This window comes from Cupriavidus numazuensis (genome assembly GCF_905397435.1).
In the GTDB taxonomy this organism is placed as follows: domain Bacteria; phylum Pseudomonadota; class Gammaproteobacteria; order Burkholderiales; family Burkholderiaceae; genus Cupriavidus; species Cupriavidus numazuensis.
The window spans coordinates 1-26,024 of record NZ_CAJPVI010000004.1 but is presented as its reverse complement, the minus strand read 5'-3'; the positions used below and the strand labels follow the sequence as shown (position 1 = coordinate 26,024).

The window sequence follows — 26,024 nt, the reverse complement described above, 5'->3', positions numbered from 1 at the left end:
TCCATCCCCACAGCAGTCGTCGCGTATCGGCCTTACGCGAATGCGACCACGCCTTTGCCAGCCGCAGCCGGCAGCTGGGCATCCGACAGCACTGCACCAACCATGATCACTGCTGGACTTGCCAGTCCCGCATCCAGCGCCTCGCCCAGCGTGGCAAGCGTGCCGGTCCAGCACTGCTGCCCGTCGCTGCCAGCGTGCATGACCACAGCCGCGAGCGTGCCAGGCAGCATACCTGCCGCCAGCAGCGCATCGCGGATTGCCGCGAGCCGGCTCATCCCCATGTAGATCACCAGCGTTGTGCCACTGCGGGCCAACGCGCTCCAGTCCGGGCTGCCATGGTCGCTCGTGTGCGCGGTGACGAAGCTCACACCATGGCAGTGCGCGCGGTGGGTCAGCGCCACGCCCAGCGCCTGCGCGGCGGCCTGGCCGCTGCTGATGCCGTTGACGACCTCGACCGGTACGCCATGCGCACGCAGGAATGCCGATTCCTCCGCGCCGCGGCCGAACAGCAGCGGGTCACCGCCCTTGACGCGTGCGACCTCCTTGCCCGCCAACGCGTGCATCAGCGTGAGCTGCTGGATTCGGTCCTGGCTGACCGAGCAGCGCCCGCCGCGTTTGCCGACCCATTCGACATGCGTGCCGGGACTGGCGTGGCACGCCATCTGCGGCGACACCAGGTCATCGACCAGCCAGACCTGCGCCCGGGCAAGCACGCGCGCCGCGCGCACCGTGACGAGATCGGGGCTGCCGGGTCCGACGCCGACGAGCCATACCTTGCCGGGCTTGAGGGGAGGGTGCATGGGGAGTCCTGGTATTTGCCTGCGCCGCACGTCAGTGGCTGGTGCCGGACGAGCGCGTGGTCTTGTTGAATACGTTGTACTTGCCGATGGGCTTGTCCATCGGAATGCGCTTGACCTCGCGCAGCGTGCACGCGTCATACACCACGATGGCGCCATCGCGCTCCATCAGGCTGACCAGTGCATAGCGGCCGTCGCGCGTGAATTCCACATGGGCGGCGGTGTGGCCCGGGCTCGGCGTCACGCTGCCGACCACAGCGAGCGTCTGCTTGTCGATGAGTTGCAGCGTGTCGCGCTTCGGACTCATCATCGCGTCGGCCCAGGCATAGGGTGTGTTCTCATGGCTGCGCAGGAAGAAGCCGGGACCGTTTGTCGCCACCGTGGCGACGGTCCGCCAGCTCTGCATGTCGATGACGCTGATGTTGCCCTGCTTCAGGTTGGGAGAGGCCATGACCTCGTGTCCGTCGCGCACCCACGTGATGCCGCTACCGAGATGCGGCATGCCCGACAGCGCGAGGTCAGCCACCTTGCGGCCCTGCGTGAGATCGACGACCTGCCCGCCACCGTCGCGTGATGCGCCCAGGATGTGCGCGTATGACTGGTCGAAGTAGAAGTCATCAAGCACGTCGTCGAGCGCGATCCTCTTTAGTTCGGACACGGCGTCCGCGCCCGCGCCCGCGTAGGGAATCTCCCAGACTTCCGCAATGTCCTTGAGCGCCGCGATAAAGCTGTGCCGCGGCGCGGCGTCATACACTGCCGATACCCGCGACGCCTGGCCATCCCGGCCCCTGACATCGATGATTCTGACCAGTGACAGGTCATCCGCGCGCAGCAGCACCAGCGTCTGCGGCAAGGTGTTGCCGGCCAGCACCCACTTGCCGTCGTCGCTGACGGCCACGTTCCGCGTGTTGAGTCCGACACGGATCTCTGCCGTGAACGTCAGGTTCCACAGGTCGTACTTGCTGACCCAGCCATCGCGGCTTGCCATGAAGACATAGCGGCCGTCTTGACTGAACTTTGGCCCTCCATGCAGCGCGAAGCGCGTGCGGAATCGATGGATCGGCTCGAGGCGGTCGCCGTCGAGCACGCTGATATGGTGGCTGCCGGCTTCCACGACGAGGAACAGGTTGGCCGGATCGGCGTTGAATGTGGGCCTGGCGGGCAGGCTATCCGCCGCGTGGTAGACGACATGGCTGGCGCGGATGTCCGCAGCGGCCCACTGCGGCGAGTTTGCCGGTCCGGTGCGCAGCCATGCGGCGAGATCGTTGAGTTCGGTGTCGCCCAACTGGCCTGCAAAGCCCGGCATCTGCGTGGCCGCTCGGCCTTCGCGGAGCACGGTGGCCAGTTCGGCAGACCGCAGGCGTTCCAGGCTCTCAGGTAGCAGCGCGGGACCCATGCCGCCAAGACGGTCGGGGCCGTGGCATGCCGCACAATGCTGGCTGTACAGCGCCGCAGCGCTGCCGGAGGCTGGCTGTGCACCGATCGCCACCGTTTGGCACAGGCCCGCAAGCATGCAGGCCGCTATCCATCGCAGGATACCGTTCATGCGAGGACCTCCGCGCCAAGCGGCATGGCAAGCTCCTCGTCCGTCAGGTAGCACCCGGGATCTTCAGCCCAGGGGTTGCCAGTGACCGCGACAGCGCGCACACGCGTATTGCCGTTGCAGATGTCCCGGTGCGCACAGTCCGCGCAGCGCCCTTGTAGCGGACGCGGCGACGCTGCCAGGCCAGCCATGAGCGGATCGCTTCGGTCAAGCCAGATATCGCCGAACGCGCGTTCGCGCACATTGCCGAGCGTGACATGCCACCACATCGTGTCGGGGTGGACATTGCCGAGATTGTCGATATTGGCCACGCCGACGCCGGTCGCGTTGCCACCCCAGTTCATCAGCCGCTGCCGCATATCGCCAAGCCGGTGAGGCTTGCGCTGCGCGATCCAGTGCAGCAGGTAGACGCCGTCGGCATCGTTGTTGCCGGTGACGAAATCGCCGGCACGGCCCTTCCGTGCGCGCTCCCAGACGTGGTCGAACAGCCAGTCGAGCGCGGCGCGCGTGGCCGCGTGCCGCGCGTCGTCGGCACGGTGGCTGCGTCCGCGTCCCGCGTAGTTGAAGTGGGACAGATAGAACTTGTCGATGCCCTCGGATTCGGCCAAGGCCACCAGTGCTGGCAATTCGTTTGCATTCTCTTCGGTCAGCGTCATGCGTACGCCGACACGCAGGCCCGCTCTGCGCGCAGCGCGCAGGCCGCCGAGCGCTCGCCCAAAGGCATCGTCGCTGCGGCGGAAGCGATCATGCGTGGACGGCAGGCCGTCGAGGCTGACGCCGACATAGTCGAAGCCGCACGCGGCCAGGCGCGCGGCATGGCTGGCATCGAGCAGCGTGCCATTGGACGACAGCGAAAGATGGAAGCCCATCTCGCGTGCGCGTGCGGCGATCGTGTACAGGTCTGCGCGCAGCAGCGGCTCCCCGCCGGACAGGATCAGCGCCGGCACGCGTGCAGCCTTGAGCTGCGCGAGCACATCCAGCGCTTCGTCCGTGCTCAGCTCGCCCTTGAAATCGGTGTCGGCGGAAGTTGAATAGCAGTGCTTGCAGTTGAGGTTGCAGCGCCGGATCAGGTTCCAGATGACGACCGGACCGGCGGGCTTGCGCGGCGCTGGCACGGGGCTGCCATCGCGCAAGGCTTCCATGAATCTGGACAGGCGAAACATGGTGACTTCCTTACTCGGTACTGGCCGGCGGCAGGCGCAGGCCAGTCTTCTTGAGGATGCGTGTGGACCACAATACGTCATGCGCGCGGCAGGCATCACCGAGCACCGCCGCGATGCGGGCCACGAGTGGCAATGCCTCTTCTTGCGTGTGGGCATGCACCATCGCGAAGAGGTTGTAAGGCCACAGCGGCGGCCGGCGCGGACGGCGATAGCAATGGCTCACGAACGGCAGCGCGCCGACCTGCTCGCCGAGTGCGTCGATGCGAGCATCGTCCACCTCCCACACCGTCATGCCGTTGGCACGCCAGCCCAGCGCATAGTGGTTTGGTATGGCGGCAATGCGGCGCAGCGTGCCGTTTTCCTGCATCGCTTTCAGACGCGCGATGACCTCGGCTTCATCGATGCCAACCTGTGCGCCAACGACAGCAAAGGGGCAACTGACAAGCGGTAGGCCGCCTTGCGTAGCGCGGATCAGTGCAATGTCGATGGCATCGTGGGCAGGGCATTCCATGGCGGTTCAGACGGGCAGGTAGAGGTTGACGAAGTACTCGCGTTCCTTGGGGAACGGCAGGATATCCACACCGGCATCGCGGCCGATGCGCTGCAGGGCTGGGCCGACGTCTGCCGCGTGCCGGACAGCAAGCACGAACCACAGGTTCAGGTGATGCGTGCGCGCGTAGTGGTGTGCCACTTCCGGGTGAGCGTTGATCGTGTCGATCACGGCTTCGAGCCTCTCTTCCGGCGCGTGACACGCGCACAGCACGAAGCGCCCGCCGGCACGCTCGATCTGGAACAGGGGCCCGAAGCGCGTCAGGATGCCCGCGTCGAGCAGCGCCTGCAGACGCGCGAGCAGTGTTGTTTCATCGATCTCCAGAACTTCGGCTGCGGCGGCATAGGGGCGCGGCGTCAGCGGCAGTCCGCGCTGCAGGCTGTTGATGATGCGGCGGTCGAGCGCGTCCGGGACGAATGTCATGATGGCTCCTGCTGCGGGGCGTAGCGCGTATTGCGTTGCTTGTAGCAGCGCGTGCCGACCAGGACCGCGCGCTGTAGTGCACCGAGTCCCACTTGTTCGTTGATGCGCGCCAGCGTGTCGAGCGAAGCCTGCGGGTCGCGTGCATGGACCATCGCGAACAGGTTGTAGGGCCAGTCGGGCGTGCTGCGTGTGCGGCGATAGCACAGCGTCACACCGGGCACGCGCGCAAGCCGGATGCCAAGCGCGTCGACGCGGCTGTCGGGGACGTCCCACACGCACATGGCGTTGTGCTGGTAGCCGAAACGGCCGTGATGGAGGACGACTCCCAACCGGCGGATCACGCCGCTTTCGCACCATTGCGCGAGCCGTTCGAGAATGCGGTCCAGCGGAATGCGTGTCCGCAGGGCCAGCGCGTGGAAGGGCTGCGGTGCAAGCGGCAGGCCCGCTTCGAGCGCCGCGATCAACCGCCAGTCGTCAGCATCCGGCTGCACGCGGCCGGGAGCCTTTGCCACCCGCCGGGGCCGTCGGACACCGCTGTCGCGCAGCGAAAAGCCGAGGTCGATGTGATACTCGCGTTCCATCGGCAGGTCCAGTGGCTCCAGGCCGGTCTTTGCCGCGATATCGGCGAACACCGCATTGAGTGCATCGCGGTCGCGCGCACCCGCCACGAACCACAGGTTGTGGCGATGACCGCGCCGCGCATAGTTGTGGCTGATCGCGCTGCAGGTACTCACGCATGCGGCGACGCGGTCCAGGTGCGCAGCGTCGACGGCCAGCGCGCCAAGCGTGCTGACGCCTATCACATTGGGCGCAAACACGGCGCCGATACGGCTGATCCGTCCGGCGCCGAGATCGCGCGCGAGCAGGCTCAGCAGGTCGTGCTCGCACAGGTTCAGTTCACCAGCCAGTTCGCGGTAAGGGCGCGGGTGCAGTGGCATGTCGCGCTGGATCCGGTCGTAAAGCTTGGCTTCGTCGTACATGATGGTCTCCGTTACATGCCGAAGCGCTGGGCGCGCACGGTGAAGAAGATGCCGCTCGGGTTGTCGGCTGGCAGCGTGGCGAGGCGCGTGAAGGTGGCGGTGTCGTAGACCTCCACACGGTTATCGTCGCGGCATGACAGCCATACGGCTTCGCCCTTGGGTGTGAACTCCATATGCAGCACGCCACGGCACGGGTGCATGGTGCGCACGACCTGGCGCGTCGCGGTGTCGATGACCTGTACCGTGCCGTTGTCCGGAAACGCGAAGTTGACCCAGACCTGCCGGGCATCCGGACGCGCCATGACAAACACCGGCTGACCGGCCAGTGCAACGCGAGCGGATTCCTTCCAGCCTTGCGCTGCATCGGCGACCAGTACCTCGTGCCGCCCGATCGCGGGCAGCCACGCCATGCCCTGTGCCATGGCCCAGCCGCGCAGGTGCGGCATCTTGTAGACGGGCAGCGGCTCGGTGCCGCGGCCATAGCCAGAGAGAATGCGGCGTGCCTCAGGCGGGGATTGCCAGAGATCGACCAACGCCAGCCCGTCCTCGCCAAACAGGCCCGCGACGTACCAGCGTCCATCCGGTGTCACAAGCCCATCGTACGGCTCGCGCCCGGCGCGCATTCGCGTGATTTGCGGATTGCGCGGGTCTTTGATGTCGATGAGCCAGATCTCGCCCGATTCGAACAGGCTTGCGGCGAGCCGCTGGCCCGGCAGGTCGGCGAGACCGACGACCTTGGAGCGCTTGCGATCCATGCCAATGGCAGGAATATCCGCCAGGGGCTCAAGCGTCGCCGCATCGAACAGCTTGATGCCGCCGGGCGCATAGTTCTGCGCCGCTACTACGCGGCCGTCCTGCGTGATGGCGCCGCCGATGCTGTTGCCGGCCTGCATCACGCGATGCGTGACGCGTGCCTGTAGCAGGTCCACGCGCGACAATCCCCCGTCGCGCCCGAAGACGTAGGCGAAGCGGCCATCGCGCGAGAACACCACGCTCGCGTGCGAGAGGTCGCCGAGCCCATCCACGGTGGCAAGCTGCGTCATGCCTGTGGTCTCCACGATCTGCATGCGGCCTTCGGCGCGTTCGATGATCACGCCGAGATCGCCTGTGCCGCGCAAGGGCATCGCGCATCCTGAGAGCAGTGCGCCGGTCAGGAAAGCGACCAGCAGGTACTTCATTGAGCGCCATTGCTGATTGAGGCGGAATGCCGGACTGCTTGCTCCCCTCTCCCGCTTGCGGGAGAGGGGTCGGGGGAGAGGGCAAGCGCATGGCAAGCACTGTGGCGTCCCACTTCGTCGAGACTCCTGCCCTCTCCCCCGCCCCTCTCCCATAAATGGGAGAGGGGAGACAACAGTCGCTCCCTTTGTCTTTGGCAGTGCCTTCAGCAAGTACATCATTATCCATTGCGGCAGCCTGATTACCGGCCCGAAACAGCGGGTGCCTGTCCAGTCTGCAATCGTTCGATCAGCCATGTGGCTTCGTCCTGCGTCATGAAAGGTTGCCAGGGCGGCATGGCGGTGCCGGGACGGCCCTGCAGCACGGTGGCCACCAGGCCATCGCGCGGCTTGCCGGAAAGCGCGGCCGCCGTGAGCGGCGAACCGAGCCCGCCCTGCAGCGTCATACCGTGGCACGCACCGCAGTCATCGCGCAGCAGCCGTGCGAGTTCCGCCTGCCGCGCCGGCAGCGGCTCTGCCGCCGACGTGGCTGCCGCCGCCAGCAGCAGCCCGAGCGCGATGCCGGTTACAGCGTAAGTACCCATTTGGCGAGTGTGTCCGCTTCGGCTTCGGTGACACGGTTGGCGGGCATCGGTACCGGTCCCCACTTGCCGCTGCTGCCCTTGAGGATGGAACCGGAGAGCTGGGTGGCGGCGTCCTTGCTGCCCTTGTACTTCGCGGCCACGTCCTTGAAGGCCGGGCCGACCAGTTTTTTGTCGACGCTGTGGCAGGCCATGCAGGCCTTGCTCGTGGCGAGTTCGGGGCTTGCGTGTGCGGCTGCGGAAAGCAGCACACAAGCGGCTGCGACGATGGCGATTCGGATGGATTGCATGTCTTGGCTCGTGGTGGCGTGCGGCGCGCAGGCTTGTGCCTGCCCGCGCGCCGGACGCACGATCAGTAGATATCGTGCTGCGTGTTGTAGGCGTTGAACTTGCCGGTAGGCGTGATCAGTCGCGGATCCTTGATGACGGTCTTGAGCTTGCGCGTCTTGTCGTCGACGATCACCAGCGCGGACTCGCCATCCTTGGTGCCCCATAGGGAGAACCACACCTCGTCGCCGGCCTTGTTGTACTCGGCCTGCACCACCCGTTTCGCGCCTTCGCCCTTCAGGCCGGCCCATTCGGCAATCGGCAGCACCTGGAAGCCCGCTTCCAGATTGCGCGTATCGAACACGGCGACCGACTGGTTGAGCTTTGTGTCGGGGTTCAGCGGCGTATCGACCCAAAGGTTGGACGACTTCGGATGAGTCTTGATGAACAGCGATCCCCCGCCTTGACCCTTGACGGTCTGCACGACCTTCCACGCCTGCGCCTTGTGGCCTACGGGGTCGGTACCGATCAGGCTGATGGTCTCGTCGCCGAGATGGCTCGTGGCCCAGACCGGACCGAACTTTGGATGGACGAAGTTTGCGCCACGGCCGGGGTGCGGCGTCTTGCCCACATCGACCAGCGCTGCGAGCTTGTCCTCCTTGGTATCGACCACCGCGATCTTGTTCGACGCATTGGCGGCCACCAGGAAGTAGCGGCCCGTCGCATCGAAGCCGCCGTCATGCAGGAACTTCGCGGAGTCGATCGTGGTGGTCTTGAGGTTGTTCAGGTCCGCGTAGTTGACCATCATGATCTTGCCGGTTTCCTTGGCGTTGATCACGAACTCCGGATGGAAGTGGCTTGCGACGATGGAGGCCACGCGCGGCTCGGGGTGGTACTCGTTGTCCACGGTCATGCCACGCGTCGACACGACCTTGAGCGGCTTGAGCGTGTCGCCTTCCATGATCACGTACTGCGGCGGCCAGTACGAGCCCGCTACCGCGTACTTGTCCTCGTAGCCCTTGTACTTCGACGTTTCCACCGAACGCGCTTCGAGCCCGATTTTTACTTCGGCGACGATGTCGGGCTTGGGCAGCCACAGGTCGATCAGGTCCAGGCGCGCATCGCGGCCGATCACGTACAGGTAGCGGCCCGACGCCGACATGCGCGAGATATGCACCGCATAGCCGGTCTTGACGATGTTGATGATTGTCTTGCTGTCGCCGTCGATCAGCGCGACCTCGCCGGCATCGCGCAGCGTGACGGAGAAAAGGTTGTCGAGGTTGTACTGGTTCATCTTGCGCGCAGGGCGCTTCGCCACGGGGACGATGTCCTTGCGGCTCTTCTCGATGTCCGCGAGCGAGAACTCTGGTGGTGTCGGAGGATCGAGTTGGATATAGCGGGCCATCAGGTCGACCTCGCTGTCGGACAGGTCGCCCGATGTGCCCCAGTTCGGCATGCCGGCGGGGCTGCCGTACTTGATGAAGGTCTTCAGGTACTCGCTGCCGCGTGCGCGTGTGATGTCAGGCGTCAGGGGCTTGCCGGTCGCGCCTTTGCGCAGTACGCCGTGGCAGCCGGCGCAGCGTTCGAAGTAGATCTGCCGGGCATGGTCAAACTCGGCGGGGGTGAGGGTGGGTGCCGCTGCCATCGGCGGCGTGGCAGATGCAGCTGCCGGTGTGTCTGCGCTGGCGTGGCTGAGCCACAGAGAGAGCGGCAATGCCGCAAGCGCAGTGAACCTCCAGGATTTCGCTTTCATGTTGCTGTTCTTCAGCGGGTTGGGGAAAGCTGCTCTGCCGGCGGGTTCCTGGGGCGCTGGCCGCGCCGGCTGTCATGAGGATGATCGTGAAGAATCCGGGTGGCCGGGTTGACTGTTGTCAACGGGAGGTTGATATGGGGAATTTATTTAAATAACAATGATAGTGGAGTGGATTTTTTAAAGGGATATATGGGGTGGGTAGAGGATTTTTTATTGGATGTTTGAACTGGCTTTGGTGCTTGGCATGCGCTGCTGTTTCGCTGGCGTAGCGGGCGGGGGCTTCTCGCTTGGGATGGGGTGTCGCTCTTCGCTGGCGCTGCTGTTTCGCCGGCGTAGCCGGCGACCTACTTTTACCCGAGCGGTAAAAGTAGGCAAAAGCGCGTTTACGTGGTCAACCAAGAGCTCAATGCCATTGTTGCATCAGAGGACCGCTGGACTGCCTGCCGCGTAGATGATTAGGATGGGCCAGCGCGTACGAGCGAACCCGGATTACGGAGTGGTCCCTGCTAATAATGCCTTCACGGGGACGCCTACGGCTGCGCTACGCGCGGCTCGGAGTAAGACCGCTGAGGTCTAGTCCTAACCTCGCCTCAGTGACGAAGCCTTGGGCGCATTGCATGCGCGTAGAGACAGGGGGTCGGGAACTGGAACTGGAACAGGAACTGGAACGGGGACTCGGTCGCTAGCGACGTTGACGAGCTTGCCCCCAGACGACGACGTGCGCGCAGCGCAGCCGAAGGCGTCCCACCACTGACCGTGTTGGAACGCTGTACCCGAGTCCGTCTTGGGGATCGTCCAAACGCCGTGCCGCGCAAGGCACAGGTTCTGACTCACATAGCGTTAGCAGGCTCGAACCACTGACCACCATCGCAGGCGTCCAAAGCCGTTGGAACCACTGGCGCCGTGGAATTGATGGCCAGCGGCAACGACGCGCTTTTCTGCCTACTCTTTTGTCGCTCGGACAAAAGAGTAGGTCGCCGGCTACGCCGGCGAAACAGCGGCGCGAGCCAAGAGCGACACCTCAATCCCAACCACAAACCCCCGCCGGCTACGCCGGCGAAACAGCGGCGCCAGCCAAGCACGACACCCCAATCCCAACCCCAAACCCCCCGCCGACTACACCAGCGAAACAGCCACGCCTGCCAAAAGCGATAATCCCCCTCCAACAAGAGCCATCATCCCCCCTTCCCCTCCACCGAACAAACCACTTGCAGAAAGCAATCCGCCCGTTGCGAGTACGCCAGTAACGCCCCCGCCTGCAGGTCAAAATACCATCCATGCAGCGTCAATCGTCCACGCTCCACTTGGCGTCGGACGAACGGAAACGTCTCGAGATTGCGCAGCGACACCAAGATGGCCGCCTGTTCGCACGCGCGCTGGCGTTGCGCGCTGGTGGCGCCAGCGAGGGTCTCGTCGACGTGCCGCCTTGCCGGACTGGCAATTCGCACCCACGGCCCGATGAAGTCGTCGCCTGCAGGAGCTTCGTCCCGTCCCGCATCTGCAGGTTGCGCCAGCAAGGCGCGAATGCCGCCGCATCCGGCATGGCCCATCACGATGATGCGTGCTACCTGCAGCTGTTCCACCGCGAACTGGATCGCGGCTGACACGCCATGCAGGCTGCCTTCATGGCTACCCGTGCATGGCGGTACGAGGTTGCCGATATTGCGCACCGTGAACAGCTCGCCGGGATCGCAACCCAGCAGCAGCGCAGGGTCGACGCGCGAATCGCTGCATCCGATTACCAGTGTCGGCGGACGCTGCCCGTCGCGCAGCGTATCGAACAGCTCGGGCTCATCCTCGAAGTAATGCTGCTGGAAGCGTTCGAAGCCTTTCAGCAGACGTTCGACCTCGTGCATGCCACTAGCCTCCTGAACCCGTCTACTGCACCAGCGGGCTGTCGGCGCCGTCGAGTTCGATGCCTGTGATGCTGGCCCTGCCGATCAGCAGGCTGGCGTACTGCTTCCAGGCCCGGTCGCGTGCGGCGGCTGTCAAGGCGCTTGCGATATCCGAACGCACCATGTCGAACGGCAGGCGGGTGCCGTCGCAGCGGTCGAGCACGCACACGATATGCAAGCCAAAGCGTGTCTCGACGAGTTGCGGCAACAGGCCTTGGGCCGGAGCGGAGAAAGCCACGCGCTCGAATTCCGGCGCGGTCTCGCCGCGGAACACACGGCCCAGGCGACCGCCGCCCGCGCCACTCGGGCAGTTCGACAGTGCGCGAGCATGGCTCGCAAAGCTCGACGGATCGCCCTTGATCAGCGCTAGCGTCTGCTGCGCCACCTCGCGCAGCGCGTCGAGCGGCACGCGCGGCGTGACCTGGAACAGGATGTGCTCGACCTCGACCCATTCGCCTTCGCGGAAGCGGTCGGGCCGGCTGTCGTAGTGACGGCGGCAGCTGCTTTCGTCCGCGTCCGGTACGGGCGCTTCATGCGCGAGCAGTGCCAGTGCGAGCGCATCGTCATTCGTGTCGTCGCCGGCGATGCCGAGGCGCTCGGCCTCCGTGCGCATCAGGCGGCGCAGGATCGCCGACACTGTCGCCATATGCGCGGGATTGCGCGCATCGCGATGCTGGTCCATTTCACGTTCGATATCGTCGTCGGTCAGCTCTACGCCATTGACGGTGACTGGCATGGTGTTCTCCGGTTCGGATGTAGTGCGCTTAACGGCTGCGCACGAGTTGCCACGCGCGGCCAAGGTAGCCCACGGAAGCGAAGCCGCTCCACACATGGACGAGACGCGTGAACGGGAAGATCACGAACAGCGACATGCCCATGAACAGGTGTGCCTTGAACAGCAGCGGGGCATCGGCCACGAAGCTCGCGGCGTCGCCGCGCAGCGTGACGATGTGCTGTGCCCACGTCATCAGCAGCACCATCATGTGGCCGTCCATATGGCTGGCCGATTCGAAGATGGTCGACAGCCCGAGCAGCAGCGTCACCAGCAGCCACAGCAGCAGTACCTTGTCGCCAGTACGGGTCACTGCCGATACGCGCGCGTTGGTCAGGCGGCGATGCAGCAGGATCAGCAGGCCGGCCAGGCACATGGTGCCCATCACGCCGCCGGCGGTCATTGCCACCGCCTGCTTGAGACTGTGCGAGACACCGAGCGCGTCCCACACCGCCACGGGCGTCAGCAGACCGGCCAGGTGGCCGAAGAACAGCCCGAGGATGCCGACGTGGAACAGGATGTTGCCCGTGCGCAGGTTGCCGCGATACAGCACCTGCGAGCTGTCGGTCTTCCAGGTGTACTGCTCGCGCTCGAAGCGCGCGAGGCTGCCGAACAGGAAGATGGCGAGTGCGATATACGGGTAGATGCCGAAGAGGAATTGGTTGATCAGGTTCATGGTCGTCACCTTGGCGTGTTCAGCAGACGGGGGACACCGGCGCACGCTGCGCTGTTGTGCCACGCGGGTAGAACTTCACGGCCTGGCCGCCGGTCGCGGGCCCGAGCAGCGGCTCGACGCCATCCGCGCCAGGGCCGAAGGTTTCCAGCGCTTCATCCATGTCGCGCACGGGCGGCTCGGTTTGCGGTTCCGGCTGCACGTCGGTCAGCGTGCGCAGCACGGCGAAGACGCTCGCATATGGGCTTTCGTTGCGCGCCAGGCGGTCGCCCACGGCGGCCAGCACATGGATGGCATCGCCAAGCAACTGCTCTGCCCGGGCGTCCTTAGCGTCCATGGCCAGCGCGCCAAGGTATTCGAGGAACAGCGGTACGTAATCAGGCAGCTCGGACGCCGTTGGTTCAAAGCCGTCGCGCCGGTATTCCTCGATCAGATCGACCATGGCCTGGCCGCGGTCGCGGCTCTCGCCGTGGACGTGCTCGAACAGGTGAAGCGAATGGGCCGGGTTGCGGTCGAACGTGGCCACGTAGTTTTCCTGCAGCGTGATGAGCGGTTCGCTGCGCAGCAGGGCGGTCAGCGGCGCCAGCAGCTCGCGGGCCTGCGGCCATTCGGCCAGGGCCGCGTCGATCTCGGGCAGACAGTCGAGCAGGGCTTCCTCCGGGTAGCAGAGCAGGGCGCTGAGGACTGGGTAAAGCGGCATGTGGGGCATGTGAGTTCTCCTGTCTGGTCAGCCTGCAAACGCCTTGCGCGAACGCGGCAGGGCGGCATAAGCGATGGCCGGCTTCGGCTTCTTGCCGAACAGCGTGCCTTCGGACGTGCCGCCGGAGCAGCCATTGCCGAAGGTGAAGCCGCAACTGGCCTTGTCGCCGAAGCTGTCCTCGACCATTTCCTTGTGCGACGACGGGATGACGAAGCGGTCTTCATAGTTCGCGATGGCCATGGTCTGGTACATGTCTTCGACCTGCGCCGGCGTCAGGCCGACCTGTTCGAGCACCGCCAGGTCCTGCATGCCGTCCACGACCTGCGAGCGCTTGTAGGCGCGCATCGCGAGCATGCGGTCGAGTGCGGACAGCACCGGCATGACGTCGCCCGCGGTCAGCAGGTTGGCGAGGTACTTCACCGGAATACGCAGGCTCTTGACGTCAGGGATCACGCCGTTCATGCCCATATGGCCCGCCTCGGCGGCGGACTGGATCGGCGACAGCGGCGGGATGTACCAGACCATCGGCAGCGTGCGGTATTCGGGATGCAGCGGGAAGGCCACCTTCCATTCGCACGCCATCTTGTAGACGGGCGACTTGCGCGCCGCGTCCAGCCAGCTTTGCGGAATGCCCTGGCGGCGCGCCTCGGCCTGCACGGTGGGATCGTGCGGGTCGAGGAATATGTCGAGCTGCGACTGGTACAGGTCGCGCTCGTCGGCGACCGACGCAGCCTGCTCGATACGGTCCGCGTCATACAGCATCACGCCGAGATAGCGGATTCGGCCGACGCAGGTTTCCGAACACACGGTCGGCTGGCCGGCCTCGATGCGCGGATAGCAGAACAGGCATTTCTCGGCCTTGCCGCTCTGCCAGTTGAAGTAGATCTTTTTGTACGGGCAGCCCGAGATGCACATGCGCCAGCCGCGGCACTTGTCCTGGTCGACCAGGACAATGCCGTCGTCCTCGCGCTTGTAGATCGAGCCCGACGGGCACGACGCCACGCACGCCGGGTTCAGGCAGTGCTCGCACAGGCGCGGCAGATACATCATGAAGGTGTTCTCGAAGGTCGAGTACATCTCCTTCTGCACGTCGTCGAACAGCTTGTCGCGGCCGCGCGAGCTGAATTCGCCGCCGAGGTCGTCTTCCCAGTTCGGGCCCCATTCGATCTTTTCCATCTTGCGGCCGGTCAGCACGGACACCGGGCGCGCGGTCGGCGGCGTCTGCACGAGCGGTGCCTTCTGCAGATGCTCGTAGTCGTACGTGAACGGCTCGTAGTAGTCGTCGATCTGCGGCAGGTTCGGGTTGGCGAACAGGTTCGCCAGGATCTTCAGCTTGCCGCCCTGGCGCGGCTCGAGGCTGCCGTTGGCATTGCGCTTCCAGCCGCCTTGCCACTTGTCCTGGTTTTCCCATTCCTTGGGATAGCCGATGCCGGGCTTGGTTTCGACATTGTTGAACCATGCGTACTCGATGCCGTCACGGCTGGTCCACACGTTCTTGCAGGTCACGGAGCAGGTATGGCAGCCGATGCACTTGTCGAGGTTCAGCACCATGGCTACCTGGGCACGGATCTTCATTCTCAGGCTCCTTCCTTCTCGGTCAACGTCGCAGTCTTTTCCACGAGCGGCCCTTCCAGCCAGTCGACCTTGTTCATCTTGCGCAGGATCACGAACTCGTCGCGGTTGCTGCCCACGGTGCCGTAGTAGTTAAAGCCGTAGGCAAGCTGCGCGTAGCCGCCGATCATGTGCGTGGGCTTGGTCACGGCGCGCGTGACCGAGTTATGGATGCCGCCGCGCATGCGGCTGGTTTCGGCGCCGGGCACGTTCACGATCTTCTCCTGCGCGTGGTACATCAGGCACATGCCTTGCGGCACGCGCTGCGACACCACCACGCGCGCGGTCAGCGTGCCGTTGACGTTGAACACCTCGACCCAGTCGTTGTCGCGAATGCCGTTGGCCTTGGCCTCGACCTCCGAGATCCACACGTGCGGACCGCCGCGCGACAGCGTCAGCATGCGCAGGTTGTCCGAGTAGGTGGAGTGGATGCCCCACTTCTGGTGCGGCGTGATCCAGTTCAGCACCAGCTCCGGGTTGCCGTTTGGCTTCTTGCCGAGCATCGGGCTGACCGTCTTGGTGTCGATCGCGGGCTTGTACACGCACGAGCCTTCACCGAAGTCGAGCATCCAGCGATGGTCCTGCCAGAACTGCTGGCGGCCGGTCAGCGTGCGCCAGGGAATCAGCTCATGCACGTTGGTGTAGCCGGCGTTGTAGCTGACCTCCTCTGACTCGAGCCCCGACCATGTCGGCGCGGAGATGATCTTGCGCGGCTGTGCCTGCACGTCGCGGAAGCGGATCTTGTCGTGCTCGCGGCCTTCGGCGAGGTGCGTGTGGTCGCGGCCCGTGATCTTCGACAGCGCATCCCACGCCTTGACGGCGACGTGGCCGTTGGTCTCGGGCGCGAAGGTCAGGATCATCTCCGCCGCATCGATCGCGCTTTCCAGCTTCGGACGGCCCTGGCTCACGCCCGGCTCGGTGACGGTCTTGCTCAGTTCACCGATCTCCCTGACCTCATGCTTGGTATCCCAGTTGATGCCCTTGCCGCCGTTGCCCATCTTGTCGAGCAGCGGGCCGATCGACGAGAACTTCTTGTAGATGTCGGCGTAGTTGCGCTCGACCACCGTCATCGACGGTGCGGTCTTGCCAGGAATCAGGTCGCACTCGCCATGCTTCCAGTCCTTCGGCTCGAACGGCTGGCCGAGTTCACCCGGGGTGTCGTGCAGCAGCGGCGTGCAGACGAGATCCTTGCGCGTACCGAGGTAAGGCCCGGCAATCTCGCTGAACTTCTTCGCGATGGCCTTGTAGATTTCCCAGTCGGTCTTGCTTTCCCACAGCGGCTGCACGGCCTCCGACAGCGGGTGGATGAACGGGTGCATGTCGGACGTGTTGAGATCGTCCTTCTCGTACCACGTGGCCGTGGGCAGCACGATGTCGCCGTACAGGCAGGTCGTGCTCATGCGGAAGTCGAGCACGGTCAGCAGGTCGAGCTTGCCTTCGACGGCCGGACGTACCTTGACTTCGGTGGGCTTGATCGCGTCGTTCTCGTCGCCGAACACGGCGTTCTGCGTGCCGAGCAGGTACTTCAGGAAGTACTCGTGGCCCTTGCCCGAGCTACCGAGGATGTTCGAGCGCCATACGAACATATTGCGCGGGAAGTTGGCCGGGTTGTCGGGGTCGTCGCACGCGAACTGCAGGTTGCCGGACTTCAGTTGCTCTACGGTATAGGCCACCGGGTCCTTGCCGGCGCGCTCTGCCGCATCGACCACGTCGAGCGGGTTGCTGCCGAGCTGCGGTGCGGACGGCAGCCAGCCCATGCGTTCGGACTTGGCGTTGAGATCCAGCAGCGACATCTTGTCGTACTTGCCCTTGTCGGCGGTCGGCGACAGGATCTCGTCGACGCCGAGCTTCTCATGGCGCCACTGGCTGGTGTGGTTGTAGAAGAACGAGGTGCCGTTCATCTGGCGCGGCGGCCGCGACCAGTCGAGCCCGAAGGCCAGCGGCGCCCAGCCGAACTGCGGACGCAGCTTTTCCTGGCCGACATAGTGGGCCCAGCCGCCACCGCTCTTGCCGACGCAGCCGCACATCATCAGCAGGTTGATGATGCCGCGGTAGATCATGTCGTTGTGGTACCAGTGGTTCAACGCCGCACCGACGATGACCATGCTCTTGCCTTGCGTGCGGTCCGCGTTGTCGGCGAATTCGCGCGCGACCTGGATGACGAGCTTGGCCGGCACCGAGGTGTGCTTTTCCTGCCAGGCCGGCGTGTAGGGGACATCATCCTCATAGGAGGCCGCGACGTTCGGGCCGCCCAGGCCCTGGTCGACGCCATAGTTGGCGAGCTGGAGGTCATACACAGTTGCCACGAGCGCGGTGGTGCCGTCGGCCAGCGTCACGCGGCGGGCTGGCACGCGGCGGCGCAGCAGCGCGTCGTGCTCGCCGCCGAAGTACGGGAAGCCGACCTCGGCGACCTCGTCGTGGCTGCCCAGCAGCGACAGGCGCGGATCGATGTTGCGGCCGCTGCCGCCGTCCTTCATCTCCAGGTTCCAGCGGCCGACCTTTTCGCCATCGTTGTGCACGGCTTCGCCCCAGCGGAATCCGATTGAACCATTGGGCGCGACGATATCGCCCGTTGCATCGTCGATCTGCAGCGTCTTCCATTCGGGATGGTTCGCCTCGCCGAGGTTGTTGGCCAGGTTCGACGCGCGCAGGAAGTGGTCAGGCACGAGCGTGCCGCCGTTGTCGCGCAGCAGCACCAGCATCGGCATGTCGGTGTACTGCTTGATGTAGTCGCGGAAGTAGGTGGACTTTCGGCTGACGTGGAATTCCTTGAGCACGACATGGCCCATGGCCATCGCGAGCGCGGCGTCGGTGCCTTGCTTCGGGGCCAGCCAGATGTCGCCGAACTTGACCATCTCGCCGAAGTCGGACGACACGGCCACGGTCTTGGTGCCTTTGTAGCGCACCTCGGTGTAGAAGTGCGCGTCCGGCGTGCGCGTCTGCGGCACGTTGGAGCCCCACACCATCAGGTAGGTCGAGTTGTACCAGTCGGCGGATTCGGGCACGTCGGTTTGTTCGCCCCAGATCTGCGGGCTGGCCGGCGGCAGGTCGCAGTACCAGTCGTAGAACGACAGGCAGGCACCGCCGATCAGGCTCAGGTAGCGCGCGCCGGCGGCGTAGGACACCATCGACATGGCCGGAATCGGCGAGAAGCCGATCACGCGGTCAGGGCCGAACTTCTTGACCGTGAACGCGTTGGCGGCGGCGATCATCTCGGTCGCGGTGTTCCAGTCGGCGCGCACGAAACCGCCCTGGCCGCGCACGCTCTTGTAGCGCTTCGCCTTTTCCGGATCCTGGCTGATCGATTCCCAGGCCGCGACCGGGTCCATGGTCTTGCGGGCCTCGCGCCACATTTCCATCAGGCGGCCGCGGATCATCGGGTACTTCACGCGCTGGGCTGAATAGACGTACCAGCTGTACGAGGCACCGCGCGGGCAGCCGCGCGGTTCATGGTTGGGCAGGTCGGGCCGGGTGCGCGGGTAGTCGGTCTGCTGGGTTTCCCAGGTAATCAGGCCGTTCTTCACATACACCTTCCACGAGCACGAGCCCGTGCAGTTCACACCGTGCGTGGAACGCACGATCTTGTCGTGCTGCCAGCGGCTGCGGTAGCCGTCTTCCCACTTGCGGTCCTCGTTCACCACCGCGCCGTGCCCGTCCGCGTACGTGGACTTGACGCGCGACATGAACTTCAGTCGATCCAGAAAGTGACTCATCTCTTGTTCTCCGCGAATGCTTGCTGCGCGCGGCGTGGGGCCGTTGCAGGGACACTCGTAGCTTATGGGGGAGGAAAGTGCGCGCCAATTCGCTGGTGGAACAGGCCGCGCGGTGCGTTCGGGCTAGTCGGCGGGCGCCGGCCTAGTTCGACAGAACTAGGCCGGCCGGCAGCACATCAGCAGGGCATGGCCGCGTTGCGGCGCGCGTAGCACCACCATGTCACGAGCACGCAGCTCACGTAGAACGCGATGAAGCAGTACAGCGCGGCGTCGGCGGAGCCGGTCAGTTCCAGCGAGGTGCCGAAGCTCTTCGGGATGAAGAAGCCGCCGTAGGCGCCGATCGCACCGGAGAAACCGAGCACCGCGGCGGATTCCTTGCCGGCATCCTGCAATGCCTGCTTCTGTGCGGCATCGCCCTTGCCCCTGGCGGCACGCTGGCGTTCGGTCAGGAAGATCACCGGGATCATGCGGAACGTGGAACCGTTGCCGACCCCGGTCAGTGCGAACAGCGCGACGAAGGCTGCCAGGAAGGCCGGGAAGCTTCCTGCCACGCCGTCATGCGGCAGTGCGGCCAGCACGGCGAACACGGCGGCGATCATGCCGACAAACGTCCACAGCGTGACGCGCGCGCCGCCAAGCTTGTCGGAGATCCAGCCGCCCACGGGACGCGTCAGCGCGCCGACCAGCGGCCCCAGGAATGCATACGCGGTCGGGTTTACGCCCGGGAACTGCGACTTGGTGAGCAGCGCCAGGCCGGCGGAGAAGCCGATGAACGAGCCGAACGTGCCCACATAGAGCCAGCACATCAGCCAGTTGTGCTTGCGCTTGAAGATGATGGCCTGGTCGGCGAAGGACGCCTTGGCGTCGGCGATGTCATGCATGCCGAACCATGCCGCCAGCGACGACACCACGATGAACGGCACCCAGATGAAGCCCGCGTTCTGCAGCCACAGGTTCTTCATGGCGTCGCCGGCCTGGTATTGCTGCGGGTCGCCGCCAAGCGTGCCGAACACAGCCACCGATACCACGAGCGGCGTGACGAACTGCACGACCGACACGCCGAGATTGCCGATGCCTGCGTTGAGGCCCGTGGCCAGTCCCTTCTTTGCCTTCGGGAAGAAGAAGCTGATGTTGGCCATCGACGAACTGAAGTTGGCGCCGCCGAAGCCGCACAGCAGTGCGAGCGCGAGCAGCGTCGGATAGCTCGTGGACGGGTCGCGCAGCGCGAAGCCCATGCCGAGCGCGGGGATCAGCAGCAGCGCCGTGGAGATCGCGGTGAATCGTCGTCCGCCGAACACCGGGACGAGGAAGGAGTAGAAGATGCGCAGCGTGGCGCCGGACAACGCAGGCAGCGCCGTGAGCCAGAACAGCTGGTTCTTGGTGAACTGGAAGCCGGCGCGGTCCAGGTTGACCGCCACCACGCTCCACAGCATCCAGACCACGAAGGCCAGCATCAGCGCCGGGATCGAGATCCACAGGTTGCGATAGGCGATGCGCTCGCCGGTGTTCTGCCAGAAGGCCGCGTTTTCGGGCTCCCAGCGGGTCAGTACGGAAGTGGACATGACAGTGTGCTCGAGTGGAAAGGGATGTCAGGGGGGCCGTCAGGCGGCCTGGGTGAGGCCGACCGCCTGCTCCTTGCGCCGGCGTTCGGCGCGCTGGCTGTAGTGCATCCAGACCAGGCTCACGCACACGGTGCCGTACATCAGCATGAAGCAGCTGCTGCGCACGCCGGTCAGGTCGGCCAGCACGCCGAACAGGATCGGCAGCACGAAGCCGCCCAGCCCGCCCGCGAGCCCGACTACGCCGGAGACAGCGCCGATGTTGTGCGTGAAATCGTTCGAGATGAACTTGAAGACCGAAGCCTTGCCGATCGCGAAGGCAATGCCGACCACGAACAGCAGGAACGTGAACACCATCGGCGTCAGCGCGATACGGAAGCTCTGCGGGCCCGTGGTGGTGTGGATCACGAAATCCGTCTGCGGGTAGCTCAGTAGGAAGAAGCCGACCCAGCTCACCCACATCACCCACCACGTGGTGCGGTGCGCGCCATAGCGGTCGGAGATCCAGCCGCCGATTGCGCGCAGCACGCCGCCGGGCAGCGAGAAGCAAGCGGCCAGGAAGGCGGCCACCTTCATGTCGAAGCCGTATTCGCCGATGTAGTACTTGGTCATCCACAATGACAGGCCGACGTAGCCGCCGAACACCACCGAGTAATACTGCGAGTAGCGCCACACGCGCGGATCGCGCATCACGGCGAGCTGTTCGCGCCAGCCGGTGCTGGACGCCACGCGGTGGGCAGGATTGCTGCGCGAACCGACCCAGAACACGAGAGCCGTCACCAGCATGGCCACCGAATACACGCGCGGCACGATTTCCCACGTGCCCGCAGTCAGGATCAGTGCCGGGGCGACGAACTTCGTCAGTGCTGCGCCCGAATTGCCGGCGCCGAAGATGCCCATCGCGAGCCCCTGGCGCGAACGCGGAAACCAGCGCGCGACGTAAGGCGTGCCAACGGAGAACGAGCCGCCGGCCAGCCCGACGAACAGGCCCAGCACCAGCAGTTGCCACAGCGTGTGCGCATACGAGATCAGCCAGATCGGGATCACCGTGGCCAGCATCAGCACGAAGAACACGACGCGGCCGCCGTAGCGGTCGGTCCAGATGCCAAGCGGCACACGGATCAGCGAGCCGCTCAGCACGGGTGTGGCGGCCAGCAAGCCGAACTCGGTTTCGTTAAGCCCGAGTTCTTTCTTGAGCGGGATGCCGAGGACCGCGAACAGCATCCAGACGGCAAAGCAGATGGTGAAGGCGAAGGTGCTCGATGCCAGCGTCGTCCATGCGCCGGGAGGGACGGGCTCCGGCATGCGCGCCGCGCGTGTGGGGGTGGCCATGGCCATGCTCCTGTGTCAACTTTGACGGATGACGCCAGCGTAGGCATGGCCGCTGCGGCTGACCATTCGCCGGGAGCACAAGCCGCCACGCCACGGAGCCTGCTGGTGGAGCTAGTTCCATCGGCGGAGGACGGCGGCCGCATCACGGTGATATCGTGAATGCAGCCCGCCTGGACACGGTATCAACCCGTGACAAGGATCAAACCTCTCGCACGCGCCCATCATGGAAACCATCCCTATCCTGCCCGCACGCGGTCCGCGCAAGTCGCCGGAAGCGGGGCCGCCGCCGCGTGGCTTTGCGCTGTTCGCACTTGGCTTCCGACCGTTCTACCTGGGTGGCGCGATCTTCGCGGCGATTGCCGTGGCCGCATGGGCAGCGATGTTTGGCGGCACGCTGGCCGCAGCGCCGTCTGCCGCGTTGCCGCCGATGCTGTGGCACGCGCATGAAATGGTGTTCGGCTTTGCGGCGGCCATCGTGGTGGGCTTCCTCTTCACGGCAGGACGTGCTTGGACGGGGCAGCCGACGCCGACCGGCGCGCTGCTGGCCTGCCTGTTCTTGCTGTGGCTGGCCGGACGCGGGGCAATGTGGTTCGGTTCCGGTGCGCCCGCCTCATGGATCGACGCTGCGTTCCTGCCGCTGGCCGCGCTCGCATTCACGCGCACGCTGGTCCGCGGCGGCAATCGCCGCAACTATCCGTTGGCCTTTGCACTGTGGCTGCTCGCGCTGGCCAATGTGTCGAGCCTCGGACTGCAGGCCGGCGGCCACACGGATGGCGCGTTGCGTGCGTGCCAGGCCGGCGTGGCATTGATCACGCTGTTCGTGATCGTGATCGGCGGGCGCGTGATCCCGATGTTCACCACGAATGCGGTCCCGGGCTTCCGTCTGCGGCAGTATCCGAAGGTGGATCGGCTTGTTGTGCCTGCAGCGGTGCTTGGGCTGCTGGCCGGCCTGGCTCCGCTGCCGGGTTGGCTTGCTGCGGCACTGTCCGTGCCCGCGGCGGTGGTGCTCGGCATCCGCGTGGCTGGCTGGCGTGGCTATGCGGTGGGTAACCGGCCGCTGCTATGGTCGCTGCACCTTGCCTATGCGTGGCTGCCGCTGGCTTTCGTGCTGCAGGCGGCTGCGGCGCTCGGGCTCGTGATGGCAGGCATCGCCACGCATGCGTTCACGGTGGGCGTGCTGGGCGGCGCGATCATCGCGATGGTCACGCGCACGGCGCTCGGTCACACGGGAAGGATGCTCGCGGCGGGTACTGCCGAGACCGCGGCGTACTGGCTGGTGGCCGCGGCGGCGGTGCTGCGCGTGATCGGGCCGCTGGCGTGGCCGGCCGGCTATCTGCATTGGATCTATGGCGCGGCGGTTTGCTGGGTGGCCGGGTTCGCGATCTATGCGGTGGTCTACGCGCCGCGGCTGATGAGGCCGAGGATCGATGGGAAGGCCGGCTGACGGGCCGTTTCGGCGACCTCGGCAGTCTGGCATGGCGCCGGCATAAGACAATGCAGACAGCAAAGACAATGAAGACAATGCGCGCCTGACCGCAGGGCTGCGCAGGACGCCCGGGCTAGCTTCGGCACCCGAGCCGCGCGTATCGCACTTACTAACTTCCCTCCGAACACATCGCCGGACCGCTCGCGTCCGGCGATTTCATTTGCGCCGCCGATCGGCATGGGCGGATATCGCCCGGAACCTATGTTTGATTGTCCTCAAGTTTAGACATTGACATCCGTAATCCGCATGGGAGGCGGAGCAAGTCACTACGGAAAGGCCATGCCGGCTAGCGTCGGCCAGCGTGATGCCCAGCAGCAGGTGTGCGAAGCGCCATCGATGACCCGGATCTCCGGACGCTTGTCCGCCGGGAAGCGTGCGGCGTAGGCGGCAGCGACGTCCCGTGGGACGTTGGTGTCTTCGGCGCCGACGAAATGCACTTGCGGAATGTCCTGCAACTGGCGCCAGGCGTCGGCCGGGTTGAGCGAGCCAGCAAGCGGCGGCAGGTCGTGCAGACGGGTCCAGGCGAGCGGTTCCAGGTTGCCGGCGACAGTCACCAGGCGGACCACGTCGTGGCGCCGCGCGGCGACCAGCGTGGCGATGGCGCCACCGCCCGAGTAGCCCACCAGGACCAGCCGGCTGGCGTGGTAGCGCTGTTTGAGCGCGTCAATGGCTTCGCTGGCGGCTTCCACCACCTCCGCGGCGAACCGGCGGTCGGTCCAGTACGGCGTGGCGCAGCCCCTGCGTTCGGCGTCCTGCACGTACTGGCATGGCCGCGCGAGGTAGGCGGCCGTGCCGTGGCTGTGCAGTAAGGCCAGCTCCAGCGCGACCGGCCGCAGCGGCGTGGGGTCGTCGGAAGGGCGCGAGGGGCTGAGCCAGGCCATGCCATCGCCTTCGATGTAGATGGTCAGCACGTCTGCCATCGCGGCCGGTGGCGCGTAGCCGGCCAGCATGAAGTCGCGCACCGGCAGGCGCAGCGCTTGCCAGCCGTGTGACGAGGCCAGCGTGTCGGCGCCCTGCCTGCGGGCGATGGGAGACACGCTGGTGCATGCGGCCAGCAGAAGGACGAAGGACAGCAGTAGCGGTAGCCGCAGCCATTGTCGCGGAGACTGGAAGCGAAGCCGGGCGGCAACGCCCGTGTGGATGCCTTGCATGTGGAGCAGTACGGAAAAGCAGTCGGCCGGAGCACGGGAGTCTACCGAGTCCTTTTGCACTCCGGCCATCGGGATTTCATGTAGTCAGCCATTAACAGAAGAAATGCATTCCAGAAAACAGTCGTACCGCAAAGTCCCCCGCGAAGCTGACGTAGCCGCGGCCGTTTCCCAACTGCCGCCGTCCGTGCCGCGCATCATGGCCACTGCCGTGATGATGGCGGTCGGGGTGCTGGCGGCTACGCCGGCCATGGCCATCGGCACTTGCAATCCATACGGGGTGAATACCATTGGGGCCACGTTCGGTGGCACCTGCTATCTCTACTCGGGCAGCAGCCTGCATGTCACATCGCCGAACGGCGTGATCAGCGTGAGCGGTGCCGAGGCTGTAGTGGTGGCCCCGTCGTCGTCGGCCGGACTGCCGACGATCAACAATGAAGGCTTGCTTCAAAGCCTGGGCACGCCTGGCGCCGGGCCCGGACTCGCCGGCGGTGCCGCAACGGCGATCCGCATTGTCGACAACAGCCCACCGTCCTCACTGTTGCTGGACAACCTGACCAATGCCGCCGGCGCCACCATTCGCGCGACAGGCGGGGCAGGCTATAGCGACCTCATCACGATGGGGGCGACCGGCGGCGGCGCAGGCACTGCAGTCAGCCTGAGCGCGGGCCAAATGAATACGCTGACCAACCTTGGCACCATCGCCGGCACGGGTGGCGCCGGCGGCGGCGCCATCGGCGGTTCCGGTATTGGCGGTGCAGGTACCGGCATTGATATCCAGTCGGGTACTACCGGGGCGATCGTCAATAGCGGTGCTGCCAGCGTGATCTCAGGCACCGGCGGAAGTGCAGGCATGGGCATGGCCGGCGGCACTGGTGGCGCCGGTATCGGCATCAATGTCGGGAACAGCACCATTGCCTCGATCAGCAATGACGGGAGCATCACCGGTAGCGGCGGTGCTCCCGGTCTCATGGGCATCGGCGTCGGCGGCGCGGCGTACGGCATCAAGCTCAATGCCGCCACTGTGACCGGCAGCATTACCAACACCGGCACCATCTCTGCCTCGTCGTCATCGGGTGGCGCGGCAACGGGCATCCGTGTCGAGGGCAGCTCGGTCGGCGCGATCCACAACGATGGTGCGATTACCGCGACGATCGGCAGCACGATGGGCATCGGGCCGTCGGCCACCCCGGTCGGCATCGATGTGACATCCGGCAGCACGGTAGGCTCGATCAATGTCGCGGGAACGATCAATGCGACAGGCGGCGTTGTCGGCATCATCGGGCTGTCGAGCAGCCCCGTCGGCATCAATGTCGCATCCAACAGCACGGTGGGCTCGATCGATGTTGCCGGCACGATCACCGCCGCGACCGCGATCTCCGTCGACAACACGAGCACCGTCACCAACGGCATCAACCTGACGGGCCATCTGGTTGGCAATGTCACGCTCGGCAGTGCCACGCTGAATCTCAATGGCACCCAGGCCAGCATCAGCGGCCAGGTTAGCGGCGGCGGCACCGTCAACGTCAACGGCACCTACACGTCGGGCCTGGCGAACACGTTCAATGTCGGCGCCTTCAACATCGCGGATGGCGGCGTGTTCAACATGGGCGGCGGCGTAAGTCTGACGGACGCTGCAATGACCAACTCGGGCACGCTGGCCGTCGCGCCGGGCGTGACCGCCACCGTCACCGGCAACTACATCCAGACCGCCAACGGCGTCTTCCAGACCGGCATTGGCGAAAGCGGCTCGTACGGCAAGCTGGTCGTCACCGGCACCGCCGACCTGTCCGCCAGCAACAAGATCAACGTGAACGTGGCGGGCGCGCCGAGCCTGGTGGCTGGCACGACCGTGCAACCGGGCGTGATCACCGCCGGCACGCTGATTGCCGGCCCGACCTTC

General features: G+C 65.5%; 21 protein-coding genes. 2 read left to right on the top strand and 19 right to left on the bottom strand.

Annotation, left to right across the window (positions count from 1 at the left end; all coding sequences use genetic code 11):
* Positions 1–32 precede the first annotated feature (32 nt).
* From cobA to KHO41_RS04680, 18 genes are all read right to left on the bottom strand, one after another.
* The gene (cobA, locus tag KHO41_RS04765; protein WP_211952160.1) at positions 33–800 is read right to left on the bottom strand and encodes a uroporphyrinogen-III C-methyltransferase; all 768 of its coding nucleotides are present in this window, start codon (positions 798–800) and stop codon (positions 33–35) included.
* A 31-nt stretch (positions 801–831) separates the two neighbouring features.
* Positions 832–2,343, bottom strand: coding sequence for a nitrite reductase (locus tag KHO41_RS04760; protein WP_211952159.1), 1,512 nt, complete (start codon positions 2,341–2,343; stop codon positions 832–834).
* Positions 2,340–3,503, bottom strand: coding sequence for a heme d1 biosynthesis radical SAM protein NirJ (gene nirJ / locus KHO41_RS04755; protein ID WP_211952158.1), 1,164 nt, complete (start codon positions 3,501–3,503; stop codon positions 2,340–2,342). Before nirJ ends, KHO41_RS04760 begins: the two co-directional genes overlap by 4 nt.
* Positions 3,504–3,513: 10 nt before the next feature.
* Positions 3,514–4,014 carry a siroheme decarboxylase subunit beta gene (gene ahbB / locus KHO41_RS04750; RefSeq protein WP_211952157.1) on the bottom strand — a complete coding sequence of 167 codons (501 nt, stop codon included), beginning with the start codon at positions 4,012–4,014 and terminating at the stop codon, positions 3,514–3,516.
* A 6-nt stretch (positions 4,015–4,020) separates the two neighbouring features.
* Positions 4,021–4,476: an Lrp/AsnC family transcriptional regulator gene (locus KHO41_RS04745; protein WP_211952156.1), complete on the bottom strand. Its 456-nt coding sequence runs from the start codon at positions 4,474–4,476 to the stop codon at positions 4,021–4,023.
* Positions 4,473–5,456, bottom strand: a complete 984-nt coding sequence (gene ahbB, locus KHO41_RS04740; RefSeq protein WP_211952155.1) for a siroheme decarboxylase subunit beta — start codon at positions 5,454–5,456, stop codon at positions 4,473–4,475. The genes KHO41_RS04745 and ahbB (KHO41_RS04740) overlap by 4 nt, the downstream gene beginning before the upstream one ends.
* 11 nt (positions 5,457–5,467) lie before the next feature.
* Complete coding sequence (locus KHO41_RS04735) at positions 5,468–6,634, bottom strand: cytochrome D1 domain-containing protein (RefSeq protein ID WP_211952154.1); 1,167 nt, start codon at positions 6,632–6,634, stop codon at positions 5,468–5,470.
* Between the two features lie 239 nt (positions 6,635–6,873).
* Positions 6,874–7,215, bottom strand: a complete 342-nt coding sequence (locus tag KHO41_RS04730) for a c-type cytochrome (protein WP_211952153.1) — start codon at positions 7,213–7,215, stop codon at positions 6,874–6,876.
* Positions 7,197–7,502, bottom strand: a complete 306-nt coding sequence (locus KHO41_RS04725) for a c-type cytochrome (RefSeq protein WP_211952152.1) — start codon at positions 7,500–7,502, stop codon at positions 7,197–7,199. Before KHO41_RS04725 ends, KHO41_RS04730 begins: the two co-directional genes overlap by 19 nt.
* A 62-nt stretch (positions 7,503–7,564) precedes the next feature.
* Complete coding sequence (locus KHO41_RS04720) at positions 7,565–9,232, bottom strand: nitrite reductase (RefSeq protein WP_211952151.1); 1,668 nt, start codon at positions 9,230–9,232, stop codon at positions 7,565–7,567.
* Positions 9,233–10,407: 1,175 nt separating this feature from the next.
* Positions 10,408–11,088, bottom strand: a complete 681-nt coding sequence (locus KHO41_RS04715) for a carbonic anhydrase (RefSeq protein WP_211952150.1) — start codon at positions 11,086–11,088, stop codon at positions 10,408–10,410.
* 22 nt (positions 11,089–11,110) lie between these two features.
* Entirely contained in the window at positions 11,111–11,863 is a 753-nt protein-coding gene (locus tag KHO41_RS04710; RefSeq protein WP_211952149.1) for a peptidylprolyl isomerase, read from the bottom strand.
* A gap of 28 nt (positions 11,864–11,891) precedes the next feature.
* Positions 11,892–12,575, bottom strand: a complete 684-nt coding sequence (narI, locus tag KHO41_RS04705; RefSeq protein WP_211952148.1) for a respiratory nitrate reductase subunit gamma — start codon at positions 12,573–12,575, stop codon at positions 11,892–11,894.
* Between the two features lie 19 nt (positions 12,576–12,594).
* The gene (gene narJ / locus KHO41_RS04700; RefSeq protein ID WP_211952308.1) at positions 12,595–13,272 is read right to left on the bottom strand and encodes a nitrate reductase molybdenum cofactor assembly chaperone; all 678 of its coding nucleotides are present in this window, start codon (positions 13,270–13,272) and stop codon (positions 12,595–12,597) included.
* A 27-nt stretch (positions 13,273–13,299) separates the two neighbouring features.
* Complete coding sequence (gene narH / locus KHO41_RS04695; RefSeq protein ID WP_211952147.1) at positions 13,300–14,847, bottom strand: nitrate reductase subunit beta; 1,548 nt, start codon at positions 14,845–14,847, stop codon at positions 13,300–13,302.
* A 2-nt stretch (positions 14,848–14,849) separates the two neighbouring features.
* Entirely contained in the window at positions 14,850–18,596 is a 3,747-nt protein-coding gene (locus KHO41_RS04690; RefSeq protein WP_211952146.1) for a nitrate reductase subunit alpha, read from the bottom strand.
* Between the two features lie 176 nt (positions 18,597–18,772).
* Positions 18,773–20,158 carry a NarK family nitrate/nitrite MFS transporter gene (locus KHO41_RS04685; RefSeq protein WP_211952145.1) on the bottom strand — a complete coding sequence of 462 codons (1,386 nt, stop codon included), beginning with the start codon at positions 20,156–20,158 and terminating at the stop codon, positions 18,773–18,775.
* A 39-nt stretch (positions 20,159–20,197) separates the two neighbouring features.
* A complete protein-coding gene (locus KHO41_RS04680; protein WP_376989186.1) occupies positions 20,198–21,487 on the bottom strand; it encodes an MFS transporter in 1,290 nt (429 codons plus the stop codon).
* 223 nt (positions 21,488–21,710) lie between these two features.
* On the opposite strand from KHO41_RS04680, the gene KHO41_RS04675 reads away from it, so the two are divergent.
* A complete protein-coding gene (locus tag KHO41_RS04675; RefSeq protein WP_211952144.1) occupies positions 21,711–22,931 on the top strand; it encodes an NnrS family protein in 1,221 nt (406 codons plus the stop codon).
* Positions 22,932–23,239: 308 nt separating this feature from the next.
* Here the strand turns inward: KHO41_RS04675 and KHO41_RS04670 are convergent, their stop codons facing one another.
* Positions 23,240–24,010, bottom strand: coding sequence for an alpha/beta hydrolase (locus tag KHO41_RS04670; RefSeq protein ID WP_244873712.1), 771 nt, complete (start codon positions 24,008–24,010; stop codon positions 23,240–23,242).
* Positions 24,011–24,227: 217 nt separating this feature from the next.
* Between KHO41_RS04670 and KHO41_RS04665 the strand changes: the two genes are divergently transcribed.
* Positions 24,228–26,024, top strand: a 1,797-nt coding sequence (locus KHO41_RS04665; protein WP_407065373.1) for a beta strand repeat-containing protein, incomplete at its 3' end; no start/stop codon positions are given.

What these genes read in the sequence shown, in the direction of transcription:
- cobA (WP_211952160.1), bottom strand. Translation starts at nt 800, where the DNA reads ATGCACCCTCCCCTCAAGCCCGGCAAGGTATGGCTCGTCGGCGTCGGA.
- KHO41_RS04760 (WP_211952159.1), bottom strand. Translation starts at nt 2,343, where the DNA reads ATGAACGGTATCCTGCGATGGATAGCGGCCTGCATGCTTGCGGGCCTG.
- nirJ (WP_211952158.1), bottom strand. Translation starts at nt 3,503, where the DNA reads ATGTTTCGCCTGTCCAGATTCATGGAAGCCTTGCGCGATGGCAGCCCC.
- ahbB (WP_211952157.1), bottom strand. Translation starts at nt 4,014, where the DNA reads ATGGAATGCCCTGCCCACGATGCCATCGACATTGCACTGATCCGCGCT.
- KHO41_RS04745 (WP_211952156.1), bottom strand. Translation starts at nt 4,476, where the DNA reads ATGACATTCGTCCCGGACGCGCTCGACCGCCGCATCATCAACAGCCTG.
- ahbB (WP_211952155.1), bottom strand. Translation starts at nt 5,456, where the DNA reads ATGTACGACGAAGCCAAGCTTTACGACCGGATCCAGCGCGACATGCCA.
- KHO41_RS04735 (WP_211952154.1), bottom strand. Translation starts at nt 6,634, where the DNA reads ATGAAGTACCTGCTGGTCGCTTTCCTGACCGGCGCACTGCTCTCAGGA.
- KHO41_RS04730 (WP_211952153.1), bottom strand. Translation starts at nt 7,215, where the DNA reads ATGGGTACTTACGCTGTAACCGGCATCGCGCTCGGGCTGCTGCTGGCG.
- KHO41_RS04725 (WP_211952152.1), bottom strand. Translation starts at nt 7,502, where the DNA reads ATGCAATCCATCCGAATCGCCATCGTCGCAGCCGCTTGTGTGCTGCTT.
- KHO41_RS04720 (WP_211952151.1), bottom strand. Translation starts at nt 9,232, where the DNA reads ATGAAAGCGAAATCCTGGAGGTTCACTGCGCTTGCGGCATTGCCGCTC.
- KHO41_RS04715 (WP_211952150.1), bottom strand. Translation starts at nt 11,088, where the DNA reads ATGCACGAGGTCGAACGTCTGCTGAAAGGCTTCGAACGCTTCCAGCAG.
- KHO41_RS04710 (WP_211952149.1), bottom strand. Translation starts at nt 11,863, where the DNA reads ATGCCAGTCACCGTCAATGGCGTAGAGCTGACCGACGACGATATCGAA.
- narI (WP_211952148.1), bottom strand. Translation starts at nt 12,575, where the DNA reads ATGAACCTGATCAACCAATTCCTCTTCGGCATCTACCCGTATATCGCA.
- narJ (WP_211952308.1), bottom strand. Translation starts at nt 13,272, where the DNA reads ATGCCGCTTTACCCAGTCCTCAGCGCCCTGCTCTGCTACCCGGAGGAA.
- narH (WP_211952147.1), bottom strand. Translation starts at nt 14,847, where the DNA reads ATGAAGATCCGTGCCCAGGTAGCCATGGTGCTGAACCTCGACAAGTGC.
- KHO41_RS04690 (WP_211952146.1), bottom strand. Translation starts at nt 18,596, where the DNA reads ATGAGTCACTTTCTGGATCGACTGAAGTTCATGTCGCGCGTCAAGTCC.
- KHO41_RS04685 (WP_211952145.1), bottom strand. Translation starts at nt 20,158, where the DNA reads ATGTCCACTTCCGTACTGACCCGCTGGGAGCCCGAAAACGCGGCCTTC.
- KHO41_RS04680 (WP_376989186.1), bottom strand. Translation starts at nt 21,487, where the DNA reads ATGGCCACCCCCACACGCGCGGCGCGCATGCCGGAGCCCGTCCCTCCC.
- KHO41_RS04675 (WP_211952144.1), top strand. Translation starts at nt 21,711, where the DNA reads ATGGAAACCATCCCTATCCTGCCCGCACGCGGTCCGCGCAAGTCGCCG.